21 protein-coding genes are annotated in these 21,283 nt (G+C 36.3%); 19 read left to right on the top strand and 2 right to left on the bottom strand.

The annotated features are described in order from the left end of the window. Positions 1-680 precede the first annotated feature (680 nt). Positions 681-1,220: an HNH endonuclease gene (locus ACWIUX_RS04600; protein WP_448589549.1), complete on the top strand. Its 540-nt coding sequence runs from the start codon at positions 681-683 to the stop codon at positions 1,218-1,220. A gap of 2 nt (positions 1,221-1,222) precedes the next feature. On the opposite strand, the gene ACWIUX_RS04595 is transcribed toward ACWIUX_RS04600, so the two are convergent. After that, positions 1,223-1,678 carry a tRNA (cytidine(34)-2'-O)-methyltransferase gene (locus ACWIUX_RS04595; protein ID WP_448589551.1) on the bottom strand — a complete coding sequence of 152 codons (456 nt, stop codon included), beginning with the start codon at positions 1,676-1,678 and terminating at the stop codon, positions 1,223-1,225. Between the two features lie 106 nt (positions 1,679-1,784). Between ACWIUX_RS04595 and ACWIUX_RS04590 the strand changes: the two genes are divergently transcribed. From ACWIUX_RS04590 to cysC, 18 genes are all read left to right on the top strand, one after another. Further along, the gene (locus ACWIUX_RS04590; protein ID WP_013755527.1) at positions 1,785-2,123 is read left to right on the top strand and encodes a P-II family nitrogen regulator; all 339 of its coding nucleotides are present in this window, start codon (positions 1,785-1,787) and stop codon (positions 2,121-2,123) included. Continuing rightward, positions 2,120-3,403, top strand: a complete 1,284-nt coding sequence (gene lysA / locus ACWIUX_RS04585) for a diaminopimelate decarboxylase (RefSeq protein ID WP_448589548.1) — start codon at positions 2,120-2,122, stop codon at positions 3,401-3,403. Before ACWIUX_RS04590 ends, lysA begins: the two co-directional genes overlap by 4 nt. Positions 3,404-3,450: 47 nt before the next feature. Further along, positions 3,451-4,521: a polysaccharide deacetylase family protein gene (locus ACWIUX_RS04580; protein ID WP_448589547.1), complete on the top strand. Its 1,071-nt coding sequence runs from the start codon at positions 3,451-3,453 to the stop codon at positions 4,519-4,521. 21 nt (positions 4,522-4,542) lie between these two features. Then, a complete protein-coding gene (locus ACWIUX_RS04575) occupies positions 4,543-5,856 on the top strand; it encodes a phosphoglucosamine mutase (protein WP_448589546.1) in 1,314 nt (437 codons plus the stop codon). Between the two features lie 60 nt (positions 5,857-5,916). Beyond that, complete coding sequence (gene recA, locus ACWIUX_RS04570) at positions 5,917-6,948, top strand: recombinase RecA (protein ID WP_448589545.1); 1,032 nt, start codon at positions 5,917-5,919, stop codon at positions 6,946-6,948. A 61-nt stretch (positions 6,949-7,009) separates the two neighbouring features. Continuing rightward, the gene (gene rny, locus ACWIUX_RS04565; RefSeq protein WP_448589544.1) at positions 7,010-8,557 is read left to right on the top strand and encodes a ribonuclease Y; all 1,548 of its coding nucleotides are present in this window, start codon (positions 7,010-7,012) and stop codon (positions 8,555-8,557) included. Continuing rightward, a complete protein-coding gene (locus ACWIUX_RS04560; RefSeq protein WP_448589543.1) occupies positions 8,554-9,351 on the top strand; it encodes a TIGR00282 family metallophosphoesterase in 798 nt (265 codons plus the stop codon). The genes rny and ACWIUX_RS04560 overlap by 4 nt, the downstream gene beginning before the upstream one ends. 5 nt (positions 9,352-9,356) lie before the next feature. Further along, the gene (gene tgt / locus ACWIUX_RS04555) at positions 9,357-10,409 is read left to right on the top strand and encodes a tRNA guanosine(34) transglycosylase Tgt (protein ID WP_448589542.1); all 1,053 of its coding nucleotides are present in this window, start codon (positions 9,357-9,359) and stop codon (positions 10,407-10,409) included. Between the two features lie 49 nt (positions 10,410-10,458). Next, on the top strand, positions 10,459-11,910 hold the full coding sequence (gene secD / locus ACWIUX_RS04550; RefSeq protein WP_448589541.1) for a protein translocase subunit SecD: 1,452 nt from the start codon (positions 10,459-10,461) through the stop codon (positions 11,908-11,910). Beyond that, positions 11,910-12,785, top strand: coding sequence for a protein translocase subunit SecF (gene secF / locus ACWIUX_RS04545; RefSeq protein WP_448589540.1), 876 nt, complete (start codon positions 11,910-11,912; stop codon positions 12,783-12,785). The genes secD and secF overlap by 1 nt, the downstream gene beginning before the upstream one ends. 30 nt (positions 12,786-12,815) lie before the next feature. Next, positions 12,816-13,769 carry a cation diffusion facilitator family transporter gene (locus ACWIUX_RS04540; RefSeq protein ID WP_448589539.1) on the top strand — a complete coding sequence of 318 codons (954 nt, stop codon included), beginning with the start codon at positions 12,816-12,818 and terminating at the stop codon, positions 13,767-13,769. Positions 13,770-13,913: 144 nt separating this feature from the next. After that, positions 13,914-14,570, top strand: a complete 657-nt coding sequence (locus ACWIUX_RS04535; RefSeq protein WP_448589538.1) for an MtnX-like HAD-IB family phosphatase — start codon at positions 13,914-13,916, stop codon at positions 14,568-14,570. An 86-nt stretch (positions 14,571-14,656) separates the two neighbouring features. Then, positions 14,657-16,021, top strand: a complete 1,365-nt coding sequence (locus tag ACWIUX_RS04530) for an aspartate aminotransferase family protein (RefSeq protein ID WP_448589537.1) — start codon at positions 14,657-14,659, stop codon at positions 16,019-16,021. Between the two features lie 4 nt (positions 16,022-16,025). Further along, complete coding sequence (locus ACWIUX_RS04525) at positions 16,026-16,844, top strand: alpha/beta hydrolase (protein ID WP_448589536.1); 819 nt, start codon at positions 16,026-16,028, stop codon at positions 16,842-16,844. Beyond that, on the top strand, positions 16,828-18,855 hold the full coding sequence (locus ACWIUX_RS04520) for a DNA translocase FtsK (RefSeq protein ID WP_448589535.1): 2,028 nt from the start codon (positions 16,828-16,830) through the stop codon (positions 18,853-18,855). The genes ACWIUX_RS04525 and ACWIUX_RS04520 overlap by 17 nt, the downstream gene beginning before the upstream one ends. Before the next feature lies 1 nt (position 18,856). Further along, on the top strand, positions 18,857-19,906 hold the full coding sequence (locus ACWIUX_RS04515; protein ID WP_448589534.1) for a GNAT family N-acetyltransferase: 1,050 nt from the start codon (positions 18,857-18,859) through the stop codon (positions 19,904-19,906). 26 nt (positions 19,907-19,932) lie between these two features. Continuing rightward, entirely contained in the window at positions 19,933-20,136 is a 204-nt protein-coding gene (locus tag ACWIUX_RS04510) for a hypothetical protein (RefSeq protein WP_448589533.1), read from the top strand. A gap of 37 nt (positions 20,137-20,173) precedes the next feature. Beyond that, a complete protein-coding gene (gene cysC / locus ACWIUX_RS04505; protein WP_448589532.1) occupies positions 20,174-20,728 on the top strand; it encodes an adenylyl-sulfate kinase in 555 nt (184 codons plus the stop codon). Here cysC and ACWIUX_RS04500 read toward each other — a convergent pair. Continuing rightward, positions 20,718-21,263 carry a D-glycero-alpha-D-manno-heptose-1,7-bisphosphate 7-phosphatase gene (locus ACWIUX_RS04500; protein WP_448589531.1) on the bottom strand — a complete coding sequence of 182 codons (546 nt, stop codon included), beginning with the start codon at positions 21,261-21,263 and terminating at the stop codon, positions 20,718-20,720. The genes cysC and ACWIUX_RS04500 overlap by 11 nt on opposite strands. Between the last annotated feature and the right edge of the window lie 20 nt (positions 21,264-21,283).

Below are 21,283 nucleotides of genomic sequence, written 5' to 3'. Positions count from 1 at the left end.
ACATCAGAAAATGGTCCTGCCATGGCTGGAACTGCAAGGGCGACGAGAAGTGATGCAACTACAAAAAGCATAGATAATTTTTTCACCTTTGCATTTCCCCCTTTTTAGGAATTTAGATTTCTTTTCGTTTCTTTTGATTTTTTATACAAGCCTTTTGCAGATACCCTTGCGTGCACTCGGGGGAATACACCTCCTTTTTTTGCTGATTGCAAGTTTCTGCATTTGGCTCTTTGAAGGCTTGCGCCCTTCAAAGCTTTGGGAGAAGCAAAATCATATTTAGTTGTCAAGGTATCCAAATACTATCTTACTGATTTATATTATACACCTTTTGTAAGTGCCAATCACTTCACCATTTCTATATTATATATATTATTATATCATATAAACATATAATTACACATGTATAGCAAAAAATCTATACCCTTTTACTCCATATAATGCATTTTTAATCTTAGTTTGCTAAAAGCTGATATAATTTAATCTATGTTAAACAACTATAAGAAAAGGATATTGAATATTATATCTACTACCTCAAACATGTTTCGAATATCGATAGCGCTTCTTTTTCTATATATTATTTTCTCTCAAGGTTCAAAAAGACGATCTAAAGATTAACCTAATGTTAACATTATACTGTGCTATAATCATTAGAGTTGTATTAGAAATACATAAATTTAGGGGTGATAGTTTTCCTTACAAAAAAGGGGCTTTCTGATGAGAAAGTTTTAGTTTTGAACGCCTCATTTTATCCTTTGGGCGTAAGTTCCTGGAAAAAGGGCGTATTGCTTGTATGGAAGAAAAAGGCAGAGATAATAGAGTACAACGGGCATTTCTTAAGAGAAGATATTAGGCTTCCCTGCGTAATAAGGTTAAATAGAAATATTTTTTTGCCTTACAAGGAAGTTGCGTTAACAAGAAAAAACGTAATAGCAAGGGATCAAAATACCTGCCAATATTGTGGCAAAAAATCCTCAAATCTAACCGTAGATCACGTGATTCCAAAATCTAGAGGTGGAGAGCTTGTCTGGGAAAATGTAGTGGCTGCCTGTCAATCGTGTAACCTAAAGAAGGGCAATAGAACACCAGATGAGGCAAATATGAAGTTATTAAGGCCTCCAAGAAAACCAAAGGTTCCCTCTAACTTCCTTGAAGTTATTAGGTGTGCAAAAAATCAATACCAGGAATGGTTGAAATACATACCTAAGAAGTACTTTTCATAAAACTACCACTTTTCTGTTTGTCTTAATGCTTCATATAGAACTATTGCTACGCTGTTTGCCAGATTTAGCGATCGAGCCTCTTTCCTCATTGGAATGAAGTAGGTTTTGTTTTCAAATTCTTTGAGCAACATTTTATCTAAACCTGTACTCTCCTTTCCAAATACAAGAAGGCTTTCTTTAGAGTAGTTGCCCTGAGTATAAATTGTTTTGCCGGATGGGGAAAAGAGAAATAGGTTTTCTTTGTCAAAATTAGGCCATGCTTCTTCAAAAGTTGGATAAAAAGTAAAATCAAGGTATTTCCAATAATCCATTCCGGATCTCTTAAGTCTTTTGTCGTTTATTATAAATCCTGTAGGGCCTACTATCACAAGAGAGGCTCCTGCTGCCACACAAAGTCTGCCTATGTTACCAGTGTTTTGTGGGATTTCTGGCTCAACTAAAACTACCTTCAATCTAATGTCACACCTCTTATTTTTCATTTTTGATTCTTTATATTATTCTATATAATATAGTAAAATATTAAGATCTTTAATATAAGGAGGTGAGCCCGAGCCGGGCCATAAAATGAAAAAGATAGAAGCAATTATTAGACCCTATAAACTTGATGAAGTAAAGGCTGCTCTTACTGAAATGGGAGTAATGGGCATGACAATTACAGAAGTAAAGGGTTATGGGCGTCAAAGAGGACATACTGAAAGATATAGAGGTTCTGAATATGTGGTTGACCTTTTATCAAAAATAAAGATTGAGGTAGTAATTCCAGAAGACGAAGTAGAAGGCGTAGTTCAAACTATTATAGATTCTGCAAGAACAGGTGAAGTCGGAGATGGAAAGATATTTATAAGCTCGGTAGATGAAGTTATAAGAATTAGAACAGAGGAGAGAGGGGAGGCCGCTGTTTGAAGTTATATCCCCAAACGTTTGAGAGAAGAGATAAGTCCTGCTATATTGGCGGTATCCGTATAAAGGATTTGGTGCAAAGGTATTCTACACCTTTATATATAATTTGTGCGCAGACTGTAAAGTCTAGAATTAACCTCTTTAAAGAAAGCTTTAAGAAATATCTTCCATTTGAGTCTAGGATAGCTTTTGCTGGAAAATCTCTTTGTGTGACTGGCTTTTTAAGAAAGTTAAATGAGATGGATATGTGGCTTGACGTGGTTTCTGGAGGAGAATTATATACAGCAATTAAGGCGGGTTTTGATACAAAAAGGATATACTTTCACGGTAACAACAAATCCCTTGAAGAATTGGAGTTTGCTATTAGAACAGGGGTTGGCAATATAGTTGTTGACGGCTTTTCTGAGATAGATAAGATTAAAGAGTTATCGATTAAATATAGTTATATACCTTGTATGATAAGGGTTTCTCCTGGTATAGAGGCCCACACACATGAGTTTATCAAAACAGGCAAAATAGACTCGAAGTTTGGCTTTCCAGTTGGAGAAAATGCCCTATCTGCTGTAAGAGAGCTCATTAGCATCAATGGTGTTGAGTTCAAGGGTATTCACGCTCACATCGGTTCACAGATCTTTGATCCCAAGCCATATAAAGAGTTGGTAGACATAATGTTTGACTTTACAAAGAAGTTAAGAGATGAGGGTATTCTTGTAAAAAATATAAATCTTGGTGGAGGTTTTGGAATAATGTATACAGAAGATGACACCCCTGCCTCCATTGAAGAGTTTGTAAGAGAGATTTCTTCTGAGATAAATAAGAATATGGATAAATATAATTTTAAAGATATAGCCTTTACTGTTGAACCAGGAAGATCTATTGTAGGTCCGTCTGGAATAACGTTATATAAGGTTGGTTCCATTAAAAAGATCGAGGATTTCTTGCCTTATGTGGCCGTTGATGGTGGTATGGCGGATAATCCTAGATATGCCCTATATAAAGCAAAATATCATGCTGAGCTTGATGAAAAAACCGATTTATTTCAAGAAGTGAGAATAGTAGGTAGATTTTGCGAATCTGGGGATATGCTTATTGAAAAGATATCCTTGCCAGAGGTAAAGGTAGGAGACATACTAATAGTTTTTGCAACCGGTGCATACAATTACTCTATGGCAAGCAACTATAATAGATTTGGACGTCCAGCTATGATTATGGTAGAGGACGGCAAAGATACTCTTCTTGTAAGAAGGGAAACCTACGAGGATATCGTTGCCCTCGATATGTAAGGTTTGGTTTGTATATTTGATAATTATGTTCTTAGAAGGGAGTTTGCATGAAACTTTTAAATATAAAGGTTGTCGTACCTGCTATTTTGATACTTATTGTTGCAGGTGTTTTGATATGGCACTTTTCACATAGGGTTGAGCACTTATCCTTTGCTCAAGTCGATAAGTTAAATACAGATAATATTACAAACCAGATAAGATCAAAGTTAACTGGCGACGTCCTTGACGTAAAGTCAGCGTCCAATGGCTACATTACTGGCGCATGGGTTGCCTTGAAGGTAAACCCAGAAAGTAATGCGTGGTTCGAAGCTGAATCAAAAAAGATCTTTTCTTCCTTGTTTGATATACCAGGTCTTGATTTTGTCGAAATAAGCTTTATAGAGAGGCCTGCTCCATATAAATATGGTTATGGAGAGCTATTTACTGCGCTTTCTACCAAAGATTCCTTCAACAATAGTAAACCTCTCGAAGACTGTGGTTATTTTTGGTCATGGAACAATGGTAAGCCTTATTACAAGGGAAAAGATCCCTTTAAAAAGGTTGAACAACCTCCTTTGAATCAGAATGAGAAAAAGGTATATTTGACCTTTGACGACGGGCCATTTCCCTTATATTCGCTTCTGCTTGCTGATCTAATAAGGCATTACGGTCATGCTACATTTTTTTTAGTTGGAAAGATGCTTGAGGTTAGGCCATATATCGGAAAAATCTTGCAGGACTGGGGAATTGAAATAGGATATCATTCAGAGGATCACTATAACTTTAACAAGTTGGATACTGCTATGGCCAAGGATGAAATTACTTTAGAAACTGCTACATTTAAGGCCGCAGGTCTTAACCTGTCGGATATTAAATGGTTTAGACCCCCTGGCGGTGATCTTAACAGCGAGAAGGAAAAGCTTGTTGAGGACTTGGGTTTAAAGGTAGCTTGGTGGAATGTTAATACTGCAGATTATAGAAAAGAAACTACAAGAGAGCAGATTGCAAATTCATATCTTTCAGGTTTGAAGAATGGGAATGTTTTTCTCGGCCATCAGGGTCTTTTGAAAACTATTCAGGCTCTTGAAGTAGTTTTACCTATTATGAAATCAAAAGGATATGCTTTTGAAAGTTTATGAAAATTTTTAGGAGGATTTAATTTGGCACTTTTTGGCACGGATGGTATAAGAGGAAAAATTGGTTCGGAGTTAAGCGCCAAGCTTTGTTTTGATGTTGGCAGGGCATTTGGCTTATATCTTAGAAAAAACCTACCCGGTTTGCCAGTTCTGTTAGGGAAGGACACAAGGTTTTCGTCGGATATGATTGAATCAGCTGTTTCTGCTGGACTCAGTTCTCAGGGGGTTGAGGTTATAAAATTGGGCGTTATAACCACTCCAGGACTTCAGTACCTGTGCGCTTATAGAGAATATGCTGGCATAATGATAACTGCCTCTCATAATTTAGCTTATGACAACGGTATAAAGCTTTTCTCAAAGGGTGGTCTAAAGTTAAATCCTGATGAAGAGCTTTGTGTAGAGAATTTTATGAATTCTGATTTAACAGAAGAACCGCCTGCGAAGATTTATGAGGATGAAAAGCTAACTGAAGTTTACTTGAATTACCTAAAAGAGCGATCAAAAGGAATAATTGTTAAGGGAATTGTGTTGGATTGTGCAAATGGGTCTACTACTAGGTATGCGCCTAAACTCTTTAACTTTTTACACCCGGATTTCTTATACACCGCAGGTTGCTATCCTGATGGTTATAACATTAACCTAAATTGTGGCAGTACTCACCCCAAGGTTATTTGTGATCTGAGTAGAGGTTTGAACAAACCTTCGACAACTGGTTTTTCCTTTGACGGAGATGGCGATAGAGTGATAGCCTGTGATGACAAAGGGAATGTTGTAGATGGAGATGATTTTCTTGCCGTTCTTTCATTGTGGTTAAAGGTGGTAATGGGCAAAAGGAATTTTTCTGTGGTGGGAACAGTCATGACGAATATGGGGCTCGAAGAATTTCTTAAAAGGGAAAATATTATTTTTTATAGGTCAAACGTTGGCGACAAGAACGTATATAGCATGATGAAGGAGAAAAATGCTCTTCTTGGCGCAGAGACTAGCGGACACGTAATTATAAACGGTGAATTATGTGGTGATGGTATGTTGGCAGCTTTGTACATGTTAAGGAGTATTCACGAACTTGGCCTTAAAAAGTTAAATCTGTTTAAGAAATATCATCAAGTTATGAATAGCATAAAGCTACAAACAAGGATCTCATCTTTGAGTCAAGATTTGGTAGAAAAGATCGAAAAATTTAGAGAAGGTTTTGACGGTAGGATAGTAGTTAGACCATCTGGAACAGAACCAATCGTAAGGGTTATGGTGGAATCGAAAAATTTAGAGAAGGCAAAATTGGCTTGTATGGATATTTGTAATATGATAGAAAAAAAAGAATTTAAAACTGTTAGCTAGAACAAAGGTTGTTTTTTGTATGTTGATCTTTAGGAATATTATTCAGGAGGAAAGTTAAAAATGTCAGATAAGACAGAACAAGAAAGAAGTATTGATTCTGCTATATCTCAAATAGAGCGTCGATTTGGCAAGGGTTCAATAATGAGATTGGGTGAGGCCGAACCTCCAAAAGTTGATGTTATTAGCTCTGGTTCTATGGCTATTGATATTATTTCAGGAATTGGAGGGCTTCCCAGAGGGAGAATTATTGAAATATACGGTCCTGAAGGCTCAGGAAAAACAACTGTTGCACTGCATGCTATAGCGGAAGCACAAAAAGCTGGTGGAATTGCGGCCTTTATTGATGCCGAACATGCTTTAGACGTTTACTATGCTGAGAGAATTGGAGTAAATCTTAAGAATCTTCTCATATCGCAGCCTACAACCGGCGAAGAGGCTCTTGAGATAGCGGATACACTTGTGAGAAGCAATGCTGTTGCTATTGTTGTTATTGATTCAGTTGCTGCCCTTATACCTAAGTCTGAGCTAGAAGGAGAGATGGGAGACGTTACAATTGCCTTGCAAGCAAGGTTGATGTCGCAGGCCTTAAGAAAATTGACTGGAACAGTTAACAAATCAAAAACTGCATGTATTTTTATAAATCAATTAAGGGAAAAGGTAAGTACTGGTTATACCTCTGGGCCAGTAGAGGTTACCCCTGGCGGTAGAGCTTTGAAGTTTTACTCTTCTATGAGAATTGAGGTAAGAAGGGGAGAAGCCATAAAAAGTTCTGTTGGAGAAATCATTGGTGCAAAGATGAGAGTAAAGATTGTGAAGAACAAACTAGCTCCACCTTTTAAAGAGACTGAACTGATTTTGATTTATGGGCAGGGGATAGATAAAACAACTGATCTGTTCGAAACAGCGATTAATCTTGGATTTATAACAAGAAGCGGCAGTTTTTATTACTTTAAAGATCTGAGACTTGGGCAGGGAAAGGATGCTTCAAGGGCATTGCTTGATGAGAACTTAGACCTTAGGAATGAGTTGATGCAAGCAGTAAAAACTTATTTCGAGCCTGAGGCAAAGTCTGTGACAGATGAGAAGCACTAATAACTAAAAATCTACTCATATTCATTAAAGAAAAGACGAAGCGAAAGGGGTGATGCCTTAAGTGGAACGTAATTTTTTAACGCTAATTTTAGTTTTGCTGATAATAATTGGTGTTGCTGTTATATTTTACTTATATAAAAAGATCAAAGAATTAAGATTAGAGGCTGAAAGGCTTAGCAGGGAAGCTAAGGAAGTTCTTCAGAACAATATAAAAGAAGCTGAAAGTAAGAAAAAGGAAATACTACTCGAGGCAAAGGATGAGGCTATAAGGCTTAAATCTGAGGCAGAGAGAGAGATAAAAGAAAGAAGAATTGAAATAAACAGGCTTGAACAAAGGTTGCTGCGCAAGGAGGAAAACCTTGAAAGAAAGCTTGAAAACCTTGAGAAAAAGGAAGAGCAGATAGATCAAAAAAGACTTCAAGTAGAAGAACTAAAGGCAAAACTTGAAAGCCTTGTACAAGAAAAGATGATTGAAATTGAAAGGATATCAGGCCTTACTGCTGAAGAGGCGAGAAATATATTATTGGCAGAGGTAGAGAAAGAACTAGATGTGGAGATAGCGAACAAGGTCAAAGAGGCTCAAATGAAGATTAAAGAGGAGGCGGAAAAGAAATCAAGAGAGATACTCTCGCTTGCAATCCAAAGGTGTGCAGTTGACCATACAATGGAAACGACTGTTTCTGTTATAACGTTGCCAAACGATGATATGAAAGGGAGAATTATCGGACGAGAGGGTAGAAATATTCGTTCTTTTGAGGCTGAGACGGGAGTAGAGCTAATTATTGATGATACCCCTGAAGCAGTCACAATATCAAGTTTTGACCCTATTAGGAGAGAGATTGCCAAAAGATCCTTAGAGAAGCTTATATTGGATGGTAGGATACATCCTGGAAGAATTGAGGAAATGGTTGAAAAAACAAGAAAGGAATTGGAACAGGAAATAAAGGAATATGGCGAAGCAGTTTGTCTAGAGATGGGTATAGCAAACTTTCATCCAGAAATTGTAAAGCTAATAGGAAGATTAAAATTTAGAACTAGTTATGGCCAAAATATATATCAGCACTCTATAGAGGTGGCGCACCTTGCAGGTATAATGGCGTCAGAGCTTGGGCTTGATGCAACTTTAGCTAAAAGAGGCGGGTTATTACACGACATTGGTAAGGCTCTAGATTTTGAAATGGAGGGCTCTCACGCTATAATTGGCGCAGATATTGCAAAAAGATATAAAGAAAATCCTGTTGTAGTTAACATGATTGCGGCTCACCATGGTGAGGTAGAGCCGATAAGTCTTGAGGCGATTCTTGTTCAGGCTGCTGATGCCGTTTCTGCGTCAAGACCTGGTGCTAGAAGGGAGTCTTTGGAGACCTATATAAAAAGACTTGAAAATCTTGAAAAGATTGCACTTTCATTTGATGGAGTTGATAAATGCTTTGCTATACAGGCGGGTAGAGAGGTAAGGGTTATAGTAAAACCCGATCAGGTAGACGACGTTATGACGCAAAAGCTAGCAAGGGATATGGCAAAAAAGATAGAGGAATCTTTAGATTACCCTGGCGAAATTAAGGTTTGTGTGGTGAGAGAAATTAGATCGGTTGAATATGCCAAATGAAGATCTTGTTTATTGGCGATATTGTAGGTAGGGCTGGAAGAGGAATACTTAAAGATGCCTTTAGATATCTTAATTTGAGATCAAAATATGACTTTATAATTGCAAATGCGGAAAATGCTGCAGGTGGCTTTGGTATTACGAATAAGGTACTAGACGAGTTACTCCAATTACAAATTGACTGTTTTACCATGGGCAATCATACCTTTGACAAAAAGGAGGCAGAGCAGGTTTTGTTGAATGACAGAGTCATAAGACCAGCTAATCTGCCTCCAGGCGTAGTTGGTGCAGGTTATGGAATTTTTAATTCAAGATCAGGAAAGGTAGCCGTGGTAAATTTGCTTGGGAGAATATTTATGCAACCTGTTGATTGCCCATTTAGATCTTTTGATTCTTTGTATAATCTAATGAAAAGGGAATCAAATGTTATAATTGTTGATTTTCACGCAGAAGCTACATCTGAAAAAAACGCCCTTGGATATTACTTGGACGGAAGGGCTAGCGCTGTGATCGGAACGCACACTCACGTGCCTACTGATGACTGTAAGATCCTTCCAAATAAAACTGCCTACGTTACGGATGTAGGTATGACAGGGTCAAGCGCGGGGATTATAGGTTTTAAGAAGGATTCTATAATACAAAAATTTTTAACATGTATACCAAAGAAATTTGAGGTTGATTTTGAAGAGCCTCAACTTCAAGCTGTTGCTGTTGAGATAGACGAGGCAACAGGTATGGCAAGATCAATTGAACGGGTTTTTTATCCTGGCAAAAATTGTTGCGAGAAAGAAAGTTAAAGTGAATGGATAAATTTAACCTTCCCTTCCAACTTTTTCTTGATAGTAAAAGCGGCATAAGAAGGGGGAAGTTGTACATTAGAGGTAAGAGCGCTAAAACGCCCCTTTTTATGCCTGTTGCTACAAGAGGAACGGTACGCGCTCTTACGCCATCACAGCTTAAAGAGATAGGTTTTGAAATGATACTTTCAAATACATATCATCTTCATGAAAGACCGGGCGAGGAAATTATAAACAAATTAGGAGGCCTCCACAAGTTCATGAATTGGGATGGCCTAATACTCACAGATTCTGGAGGATATCAGGTTTTTAGCCTTTCTAGCTATAGAAAGGTTACTGATGATGGAGTAGTTTTTAGATCTATTTTAGATGGAAATGAGATCTTATTAACACCCGAAAAGGTTTTAGAAATCCAAAAAAAACTAAATTCTGATATAGCAATATTTTTAGATGAGTGTCCAGAATATCCTTGCACTGCAAAAAGAGAAGAGGAGTCTGTCAAGAGAACCTTGAAATTTGCTGAGCGCTCTATCAAAGTAGAAAGAAATCCTGGTCAGCTTTTTTTTGGTGTAGTTCAGGGCGGTATGAACTTTAAACTCAGACAGGAATGCGCCTTAGCCCTTTTATCGCTTGGTGTGGATGGATTTGCTATTGGTGGGCTATCAGTTGGAGAGGAAGCAACGTTAACGAAGGAAGTTCTTGCTGCTACGCTTGAGGTGATTCCAGATGATAAACCCAGGTATCTAATGGGAGTTGGTTCAGACATATTAACGTATGTAAAGATGGGAATTGATATGTTTGATTCAGTATTTCCGACCAGAATTGCAAGACACGGTACTGCAATTTTGTATAATAAAGGGAGGATAAATATATCTAACAAGAGATTTAAAGATGATGAATCTCCTTTAGATGTAGATTGTGACTGTTATACCTGTAGAAACTTTTCAAGGGCATATCTAAGACATCTGTTTGTTTGTAATGAATTACTTGGCAAGACCTTGCTTAGTATTCATAATTTGTCTGTTTTATATAAGATCGTAAACGCCCTAAATTCATGAAACGCTTTTTATTAAAAGCGAAAATTAGTTTGAAAGGAGTTGGAAGGATTTGAAATTTAGAGGATTAAGATGGGGCGTCATCCTTATAGTTGTTGCCGTTGCAATTGCTATAAACTACTTGATGCCCCTCAAAGAGGGTTTAGATCTGCAGGGTGGGATGGAAGTGGTGCTTGAAGCTCAGAATACTCCAAACATTACTGTTAACAAAGAGGTAATGCAGGGAGTCAAGGCAGTTATTGAGAACAGGGTAAACGGGCTTGGTGTTTCAGAACCCCTTATACAGTTAAAGGGTAGTAATTCTATTCTCGTGCAACTGCCCGGCATTAAGGATTATCAGCATGCCTTAAACGTTATAGGAAAGACTGCTTTTCTCGAATTCAAAGAACCGATTTATGATACTGCAACAGGTCAAATTACTGGTTGGAAAACTGTATTGACAGGCGCTGATTTGCAGGATGCAAAGGTTGGATATGATTCGAACAGCAGACCTGTAGTGGACATAACTTTTACTTCTGAAGGTGCAAAAAAATTTGCTGAGGTTACAGCTAATAACATAGGTAAGCCTCTGGCTATATTTCTCGATAATAAGGAGATATCTGCCCCTGTAGTAAAGGAGGCTATCACGGGCGGAAAGGCTCAGATATCTGGTAATTTTACGCTACAAAGTGCAAAGGAACTTGCAATACAAATAAAGGCAGGTGCCTTACCTGTTCCTGTGAAATTAGTAGAGCAAAGGGTAGTTGGTCCTACTATTGGCAAAGACGCAGTTGATTCTGGCTGGAGAGCTGGTTTTATAGGACTTTTGCTTGTTGCTATATTTATGATTTTGTATTATAGATTACCTGGATTAGTTGCAGATTTGGCGCTTGTTTTATACGGAATTATCGTGCTTGCTATATTTAAGTTTATACCTGTAACCTTAACTTTGCCAGGTATTGCCGGTTTTATACTCTCTATTGGTATGGCAGTGGATGCAAATATATTGATATTTGAAAGATTAAAGGAGGAGCTTAGAAAGGGTATTCCACTAATATCTGCAATGGATATGGGCTTCAAAAGGGCCTTGCCGGCGATTATTGATTCTAATGCCAGCACCCTTATTACAACTGCAGTGCTCTTTACGTGGGGTTCTAGTATAATAAAGGGATTTGCAGTAACTCTTGCTATTGGTGTTATTATAAGTTTTTTTACTGCTGTGATAATTTCGAGGGCATTGATGGACTTTGTTGTTCGTATTGATTTTTTCAAAAAATTAGTTTTCTATGGTGCAAGAGTTGGCATAAACGCATCAATTACGGATGAGGTGCCTAATGAACCCTTACTTTCTGTAGATGAACCAAAGTCTAAAACGAAGGCGCAACCTCTTTTAAATCAAGAATCTGATAAAAATGTAAAAGCAAAGGGCTCTGATGAAGCTTTTCCTTTAGGAGAAAAGGAAAGAAAACAAGATAAGACCTCTTTCTCCCGAAAGGATAGAAGAGCTAAAAGGAGGAAGAAATAATGAATATAATCGGACTTAGAAAGTGGTTTTATGGTTTATCCTTACTAATAATTCTTCCAGGGATAGCTTCTCTTATTATGTTCGGTTTAAGACCATCAATTGATTTTACTGGTGGTACTATGATCCAAATGAGACCAGCGAATCAAATTACTATAAATAAACTAAGGGCTGTATTAGAATCAAACAATTTAAGAGATACAATGATTCAACAATCAGGAAATTCCTTTATTATTAGGACAAAGCCCTTAAGCATTGAGGAACAAAGATCTCTGGTCTCAAGTCTTGAATCCCAATTAGGAAAAATTACCTTTGACAAAATAGATATGGTAGGCCCTACGGTTTCAGCTGAACTTGTTAGACAGGCGATAATATTAGTTGTTGTAGCATCTCTCTTAATAATTCTATACCTTTCTTTAAGATACAAGCCTGTTTTTGCTATTTGTGGAGTAATAGCCCTTTTACACGATGTTTTGGTCATAACGGGACTTTTCTCGATATTTGGTGTGCTTTTTCATGCAGAAGTTGATTCACTTTTTGTTACTGCTGTTTTGAGTACTATAGGTTATTCTATGCATGATTCTATAATTATTTTTGATAGGATAAGGGAAAATATGAAGTTTATAAAAAAGCACAGCTTTGAGGAGATTGCCAATTTCAGTACACTTCAAACAATTTCAAGGTCTATTAACACATCATTTACTGTTGTGTTAGTTCTATTATCTTTGCTTATATTTGGAAGTCCTGTTATAAAATGGTTTATCATAGCCCTGCTAATAGGTATAATTAGTGGAACTTACTCATCTATATTTAATGCTACTGCTCTAGTTGTAGATTGGACAAATTTCAGAAAAAGAATGAAAGAAAAGTCCAAATAAAATAAATACTTAAAATAAAGGCAAAAATTTGTGTTGTTAAAAAATGAAGAATACTTTGCATACGTAGCGGCTTTCCTTGCTCTTGTAGGTGCTTTTATAAGAATATACGCTGGTTTTTTGACATCGTCGCTTGCTATTACCGCAGAAGGATTTCACGCCTTTACTGATGTTGCCCTTAGTTTTGCAGCTGGGATTGCCTGCATAGGTGCAAGAAAGCCTGCTGACAAAACTCATCCTTATGGCCATGGAAGAATAGAGGATCTGTTTGTATTGCTAGAGGCCATTGTTCTTTTAACTCTTGCAGGGTTTATTCTCCTTGAGGCAGTTTCAAGAATAAATAAACCTACTTTTAAGATGGAAACTGTATCTATGATTTTCTACGGTTCTACCCTGATTCTTGTATTGTTTGGATCATTTTTTGAAAGATATGGTGCAAAGCGTTTTAATTCTGCCGTTTTAAGAGCTGACTCTATTCATCTTATGGCCGATGTATTTGTTGGTTTTGCAGTTATGATAGGCCTGTTTTTGCAAGAGGCATTTTCTTTGTACTTTTTAGATGTTCTAATGTCGATCCTGATTGCTCTGTGGATATTAAAAACCTCATTGCTTTTAGGTTACAGATCTATATCTTCAATAATGGAAACAAGAGTTGCAGAAGTGGAGTCATATTTACAGTCTCAGTGCACAAAAATTCCAGGTTTATTATCAGTTCATGCAATAAGAACTAGGAAATCAGGAAATAAAACATACCTTGACTTGCATCTAGTTTTTCCGGCTTGTTTTACGCTTTATGAGGCAAACAAGTATGCAGAAAGTTTGGTGTCTTGCTTAAAGAATAGATTTGAAAATCTTGATATAGTCTTTAGATTAGATGCCTGTATTGAGAAGGGTGCAAAGTGTAATGAGAATTGTAAAAGATATCGCGATCATTGTTCATTGGATACTAAAATAAGCGAAAATGGTAAGTGCCCTATGCTAAAGTAATCTCTTTTCAAAATTTGGCCTGATTGTAACAAAAATCATAAAAGTGAGGTATAAATTATGTTAAAGTGTCTAAAAAATCTTATTATAGAGCTTATATATTGTTTTTTAATTATATTTTAATCAATTTTACATAAGCTAATAACTATGGAAAAGATTATATTTTGTGATTTTGATGGAACTATAACAAAAAATGATACGGTGGACGAATTTTTAGATAAATTCGCTACTCAAGAGTGGGTCAAAATAGAATCTCTTTGGCAAAATGGGGAGATTGGATCCGATGAATGCCTAAAAAGGCAGATCGATTGCGTAAAGGATGTTACTATTGAAGAGATATATGATTTTCTTGACGGTGTAGAAATAGACAATAGTTTTGTTAATTTTTGCGATTTTATAAAACACAAAGGAATAGACTTGATAGTGTTAAGTGATGGATTTGACTTGTTTATAGATTATATATTTAAAAAACTAAAGTTAAATTTAAGATTTTTTTCAAATTCTCTGGTTTATAAGCAAGGCAAGTTGTATTTGGATTTTCCTTATAAAGAAAGTACATGTCTGGTTTCATCGGGCATGTGCAAGTGTAAAATTGTAGAGCAGTATTCGAATAAAAAATTTATATATTACATTGGCAACGGTAGGTCTGATTTTTGCCCTGTGAGGTTAGCGGACTTTATATTTTCAAAGGGCGAATTAAGTAAATTTTCTTTTGAAAAGGGTTATAATTTTTATAATTTTAATAGCTTTTCTGAAATTAGAGATTTTATTTATGAACACTTATTAAATGGATGTTTTGTATAAAAATTTTTACTCGCTTTTGAAATATTTATTAAATTAAAAATATTATTTACCTTATTGTGTATTAAATTGTTTAGGAGGCAAAGTTAATGACAGATCAAGAACTTTATAGATTAGAAAGAGAATTTTGTTCGTTTGGAGATACAGTTCATTACGTAAAAGAACCGAAAATATTTCGCAGTTCAGAAGGTTCTTTCGTGTTTGATTCCTCAAATACCCCATTTTTGGATCTTCAGATGTGGTATAGCGCGTGCAACTTTGGGTATAAAAACAAAAAACTTAACGATGCCTTAATAGATCAGATTAATACCCTTGGGCAGCTTGCTTCTCAATATCTAAGTGAACCTAAGATTCTTTTGTCAAAGGAGATATCCCTTTCTATTCAAAATAGCTTTAACAAGAAGGGTAGGGTTCACTTTAATGTTGGTGGTTCTCAAGCAATTGAAGATGCATTGAAACTTGTGAGAAACTATACAGGTAAAAACTTGATGTTCGCATTTATGGGCGGTTATCACGGTAGGACGCTTGGGGCATCATCTATCACCTCAAGTTATAGATATAGAAGAAGATTCGGACATTTTTCAGATAGGGCTTACTTTCATCCATATCCATATTGTTTTAGATGTTTTTATGGGAAGAAGCTTGATAATTGTGATTTTTATTGTCTTAAAATGTTCGAGAGGCTCTTTGATACAGAGTATAATGGCGTGTGGGATCCAAAGACTTCAGAATGCGAGTATGCAGCATTCTTTATTGAACCGATTCAGGGCACTGGGGGCTATGTTATTCCTCCAAAAGGCTATTTTGAAAAGCTTTGTAAAATTGTGAAGGAGAGGAAGATATTATTAGTAGATGACGAAATTCAAATGGGATTCTTTAGAACAGGAAAAATGTGGGCGGCAGAGCATTTTGGCATCTCTCCAGATATATTAACCTTTGGCAAGTCCTTAACAAATGGTTTGAATCCGCTTTCTGGGGTTTGGGCAAGAGAGGATATCATAAATCCTGATATATTTCCTCCTGGTTCTACCCATTCGACGTTTGCTTCAAATATATTGGGTGCAAGGGTTGGCCTTGAGGTTATGAATCTTGTAAAGGAAGAAAATTTTGAAAAAGAGGTGAATAGGAAGGGTAAGCTTTTCCTTGAAGGTTTGGAATATTTAAAGAAAAAGTACAAAACCATAGGGCATGTTGAGGGACTTGGACTTGCTTTAAGAATTGAGGTATGTGAGGATGATTCGTTTACCCCAAATAAAGCGCTTACTGATGCTATTCTTGAAGAAGGCTTAAGGGGTAACCTTGAATATAAAGGGAAAAAATACGGTCTTGTACTTGATGTTGGAGGCTATTATAAAAATGTATTTACTCTTGCACCATCACTGTATATTACTGATGATGAAATAGATCTTGCCATAAAACTTTTAGATAAGCTTTTCTCAAAATTATCGGTTTAAAAAGTTGATTAGGGACATAGAATTAAAATCGGGCAATAAAAGAGCGGTAATCTTATTTCATGGCCTGACGGGGACTCCTTTTGAGCTTTCAAGGTTTGCAAAGTATCTGTTTTCTTTGAAATTCGACGTATTTGTGCCCTGTTTGCCCGGTCATTGTACTAAACCGTCTGCTCTTGACAAAATTATATGGCAGGATTGGTCTTATTTTGCGCAGGATAAATATAAAACAATATCAAATGGGTATAATGAGGTATTTATAAGTGGAATATGTCTTGGAGCTTTGCTTTGTCTTGAAATTAGTCGTAATTTTCCTGTAAGAGCACAGGCTTTACTTTCTCCAACACTTGCAATAGATGGATGGAATCTTCCCTGGTATAAGTTTTTGCTTCCGCTTGCTTTTATACCACCCTTTATTTGGTTTTATTCTTATAAAGAATCTGACCCGTATGGGATAAAGAATGAATCCGTTAGACGTCAGGTTTTAAGGATTATGCAAAATAAATCTTCTGGTGTCTATGAGAGCTATAGTGCAATTGCAATTAGAGAACTTTTAAGATTTTCTAAGAACGTAAAACTTTATTTAAATCAGATCAAGACTCCAACGCTTGTTATACACTCTAAACAGGATGATCTTTGCAATATAAAAAATGCCAGAGAACTTTATAATAAAATATCATCAAAGGATAAAAAGTTTGTTGAACTTCACGACTCGTATCATATGATAACACTTGACAACGAAAGGGATATGGTGTTTAAAGAATGTAGTGATTTCTTTATAAAATACTCTGGATGTGCTGAGGAGATTGATGAAGAGTCTGGCTAAGTTTGATACCAAATACTTTCGAATTTTTGTACTTTTAGCTTACATCTTCATCGTCATTTTTGGTTTTTTGCCTGACAGCGGTCAATTTGGGAAATATTTAAGGATAATGTCAGAGCAGTTTGGAATTGCACTTTTCCTATGTTTGACGCTTTTAGTGGTCGATCTTAGGTTTAGCTACAGTTTAAAAAACTTTTTTATAGAGTTTTGCTTGTCTTTGTTGGTATCGTTATGCTCAGTTTTTTTGCTTGGCTTATATGAAATACCTTTCACACTGTGGCCTATAAATACAGCTCCAATTCCAAAAATTTCTGTTAAGTTTGTGCCCCTTTTGAAATTCTTCTTTGGTTTACAGGGTGCAACGACCTTTTTAATACTTTTTTTATCCTTTTTTATTTTACTTAAGGCTTACTATTATAATGAAAAATGGCCTACTCTTAAATCTTTTTTGCCAGCATTCTTAAAAAAAAATTTTCAAATAGATAAAAAAAAAGACCTAAATAGAAAATCTTTTGATGCAAAAGCTGGCTCCTTATCTAGATTTGAAGTTGCAAAGCCTTTACCAGATTCGGCAAAAAGAGATGATGAGTTGATCTTAAAAAAAGAGGGCGATAATAAAAATAACTTAAGCCTTAATGATAAATCTTATGTATTACCTGATATATCTCTTCTTAAACCTCCAATTCAGGTTAGATCAAATCTTGACCATTCAAAGGTTAAGGAAAAGTTAGTAAAGATTTTTGCTGATTTTGGTATAGATGTCAAAGTAACAAGCTTTTATGAAGGTCCTACTTTGCTTTTTTACGAGATTTCTCTTCCTCCTGGCACAAAATTACAAAAGGTTATATCCCTTGCTGATGAGGTTGCGCTTGGTTTAGCTACCGGGTCTGTTAGGATTGACGGCCCTATTCCTGGGAGGGGTACTCTTGGTGTAGAAATTCCTAAAAGCAAGCGAATTCCAGTAAGGTTATCAGAGATTTTAACTGATAAAGCTGTGAAAGAAAATCCTTCAAAGTTGTTGGTAGCACTTGGTAAGGATGTTTTGGGAAATAGCGTAATAGCAGATATATTCGATCTATCCCATACGCTTATTGCGGGCGCAACTGGTGCAGGCAAATCGGTTTGTGTGAATTCAATATTACTTAGCCTTCTTGCAAGGAACACGCCAAAGGATCTTGAACTTCTTTTAATAGATCCCAAAAGGGTAGAACTGTCTTTGTATGAGGGGATGCCCCATCTCAGGACGCCCATTATTGTAAACGCAAAAGATGCAGCCAAACTTCTTAAGGTGTATGCCTTGAACGAGATGGAAAAGAGATACGATCTTTTTGCAAGAAGATCAGTAAGGAATCTTCAGACTTTTAATGAAAGGTTTCCTCATGAAAGAATGCCATATATTATAATAGTAATTGATGAATTTGCGGATCTTATGAAACTTGCTTCTCAAGAGGTGGAAGAAGTAGTTTTTCGTCTGGCTCAGATGGCAAGAGCTACTGGAATATACCTGATACTTGCTACCCAAAGACCCTCAGTAGACGTAATAACAGGTACTATTAAGGCGAATATACCATCAAGAATCGCTTTTGCAGTTTCAAGTTCTGTGGATTCAAGAACAATTCTTGATTTTGGTGGGGCTGAAAAATTATTGGGGAGAGGGGATATGTTGTACTACCCTCAAGGCGTTCTTAAGCCAATTAGAGTGCAGGGATGTTTGGTAGACGATGAAGAAATAAACGCTATAGTAAGACATTGGAGACAATACCCCTCTTTACACAAGACTCCTCTCGAGATAAAGAACGGTCAAGAGGTAGATGAACTTGAGCTTGATGAATTATACGATGAAGCAAAAGAGATTGTTATTTCTACTAGAAGGGCGTCTACTACCTATCTTCAGACAAGATTAAAAATTGGGTTTTCAAGAGCAGCTAGGATAATGGATCAACTCGAAAAAAGAGGGGTTGTATCGGCTCCAAAGGGAAGTTCTGGAACAAGGGATGTAATTGTAGACAAGTAATATGTTAAATCAACTTGAACCATCTGAACTTATTGAATTATTTGTGAGATTCCCACCGTATAATTTTAACGTTAGAAAAAATAACGACTTGATACTCTTTGAAACTATTTTTGACATCCTTACGACCGCTGATGAATCTATTGCAAAGAAGTTAGGTTTTTTGGAAAAAATTCCAGGATTAAATCGCTTTTTCAAACCAAACGCTACCTTTGTGGGCACTACTGTGACAGAATATCTTGTATTGCCAGAAATAGACGAAAAGCAATTTGTCGATTCTATATTTGAGAATTGGAATACTGAATACTTAATTGTGAAGGATATACCCAAAGATTCTTTGCTTCTTTCAGATAAAGAAAATGCATACTCCGAAAGTTTGATAAGATTCCTTAAAGAAAGGGGTTTTATTATATTAACTGGACAGGCTTTGGCTTATAGGCTTATCGATTTTGAAAGCATTGATGAGTATCTTATGAAGTTTTCTCAAAAGAGAAGGTATGATTTTAGGAGGAAATTAAAGAAAAAGAGTGATTTGAAGCTTGAGATAGAGAATTCTGGAAATTCTTTTGATGAGGTAAGGGCAGCTGAGTATTATCAGATGTATGAGAATGTCTACAATAAAAGTTACATTCACTTTGATAAACTAACGCCTGATTTTTTCAAAGGTCTTTTGCAGAGTGACACCTTAGGGGCTAAGATCTTCTCATACTATACTAAGACCACAGGCGAATTAATAGGATATAAAATATGTTTTCAAAGCGAAGACATTTTAATAGACAAGTTTGCTGGATTTAAGTATCCTCAAGCGCTTGATTTTAGTGTGTATTTTGTAAGCTGGTTTGACAACCTTCAATATTGCATTGATAATAAGATTAAAAAGTTTGTAATAGGTTGGACAAACCCTGAGGTAAAGGCGTATTTAGGAGCTGATTTCAATTTTACGTTTCATGGGGTATATCCCAGAAATAAACTGATTAGAAAGGCTTTAAGGTACCTTGCCAGATACTTTGAATCTGATAAGAACGAGCTCGAAAGATTTCTAAATAAGAAGTAAGTTTACAAAAACGCTTCGATGAGGAGATGGTAAAAATTAATAAAAAGAGACTAAAATTAAAGAGACTTATTGATAATCTTGAAGAATCTGACATAGAAAAGGCAGAGAGCTATCTAACTTTTTTGTTGTACAAGAGCAGCCTTCTGAGAGATGATTTTGTAAAATCCTTTGATGATTCAAATTACACAAAAGAAGACTCTATTATTGACGATCTGCTCGATCAAAAGTGATTTTTTTGCTTGAAGGCACAATTTTAGGAGAATGAATTTGAAGGAGACATTTTGTTTACTATTAACAGGGCTTCCGTGCTCAGGGAAGACTACTTTGGGAAAGAGGCTATATGAAAGCCTTATTCAAAAGGGCATAAGGGTTGAACTCTTTGATGGGGATAAAGTTAGGAGCTCCTTTTGTGTAGATTTGGATTTTTCAAGGGATTCAAGGATAGAGAATATAGTTAGAGTAGCGAAAAGATCTAGAACTCTTATGGACGAGGGTATAAGCTGTATACTTTCAATGGTAGCGCCCTATTCTGAAGCAAGAGCTAGGGCAAAAGAGATCGTAGGAAGTGGCTTTGTTGTTGCCTTTCTTGATGTAGGGCTTGAGGTTTGCGAGAAAAGGGATACAAAGGGAATGTACAAAAGAGCAAGAAATGGTGAGATAAAAAGTTTTACAGGTATTGATGACGTATATGAGAAGCCTGTTGACCCAGATCTCATAATTAGAACCGACATTTTGACTATAAATGAGTGTGTAGAAAAATTAGAGGGTTTTTTGGTAAAAAATTTTTTGGCAGCAGTACAAGTAGCCGGTATTAGCCTTTAACTAGATACCTAGCAGCGGCGAGTAAATTTTTAAATTCACTGTCTAGCCCTATTTTTAGACCTATAATACCTGCATTTTTTGCTGTTTGCATATCGCTATCGGTGTCTCCGATAAAGTACTTTGGCACGTTTATATTTACCCCGTCCCTCTCTAATTCATTTAGCGCTTTAAATATCAAACCCGCTCTTGGTTTCCTACAATCACAATTATCTAAGATATCGTGTGGGCAGTAAAATATCATGTCAATCTTAGCACCTAATTGCGCAAGTTCATTCTGCATAAAGCTGTGAATCTCCTCAAGGTCATTTTCGGTCATCAAGCCTTTTGCTATGCCTCTTTGGTTGGTAATTAGAACTGTGATAAAACCCTCATCATTGAGCAATTTTATTGCCCTTTTTGCATCTTTTATGAACTTGAAGGCAAGTTTATTTGTGACGTATCCGTCTATAATTCTTTCGTTTATCGTGCCATCCCTATCTAGGAATACTATACCTCTTGGATTTTTTAAAATCTTACTAACCTCCCATAATACCACACGCTATAGTAACACGAGCA

It is taken from the genome of Thermodesulfobium sp. (genome assembly GCF_053498235.1).
This window is presented reverse-complemented; position numbering and strand designations above follow the sequence as displayed.

What these genes read in the sequence shown, in the direction of transcription:
- ACWIUX_RS04515 (WP_448589534.1), top strand. Translation starts at nt 18,857, where the DNA reads ATGTTAAATCAACTTGAACCATCTGAACTTATTGAATTATTTGTGAGA.
- ACWIUX_RS04560 (WP_448589543.1), top strand. Translation starts at nt 8,554, where the DNA reads ATGAAGATCTTGTTTATTGGCGATATTGTAGGTAGGGCTGGAAGAGGA.
- ACWIUX_RS04535 (WP_448589538.1), top strand. Translation starts at nt 13,914, where the DNA reads ATGGAAAAGATTATATTTTGTGATTTTGATGGAACTATAACAAAAAAT.
- ACWIUX_RS04590 (WP_013755527.1), top strand. Translation starts at nt 1,785, where the DNA reads ATGAAAAAGATAGAAGCAATTATTAGACCCTATAAACTTGATGAAGTA.
- ACWIUX_RS04520 (WP_448589535.1), top strand. Translation starts at nt 16,828, where the DNA reads ATGAAGAGTCTGGCTAAGTTTGATACCAAATACTTTCGAATTTTTGTA.
- recA (WP_448589545.1), top strand. Translation starts at nt 5,917, where the DNA reads ATGTCAGATAAGACAGAACAAGAAAGAAGTATTGATTCTGCTATATCT.
- ACWIUX_RS04510 (WP_448589533.1), top strand. Translation starts at nt 19,933, where the DNA reads ATGGTAAAAATTAATAAAAAGAGACTAAAATTAAAGAGACTTATTGAT.
- ACWIUX_RS04530 (WP_448589537.1), top strand. Translation starts at nt 14,657, where the DNA reads ATGACAGATCAAGAACTTTATAGATTAGAAAGAGAATTTTGTTCGTTT.
- secF (WP_448589540.1), top strand. Translation starts at nt 11,910, where the DNA reads ATGAATATAATCGGACTTAGAAAGTGGTTTTATGGTTTATCCTTACTA.
- ACWIUX_RS04580 (WP_448589547.1), top strand. Translation starts at nt 3,451, where the DNA reads ATGAAACTTTTAAATATAAAGGTTGTCGTACCTGCTATTTTGATACTT.
- tgt (WP_448589542.1), top strand. Translation starts at nt 9,357, where the DNA reads ATGGATAAATTTAACCTTCCCTTCCAACTTTTTCTTGATAGTAAAAGC.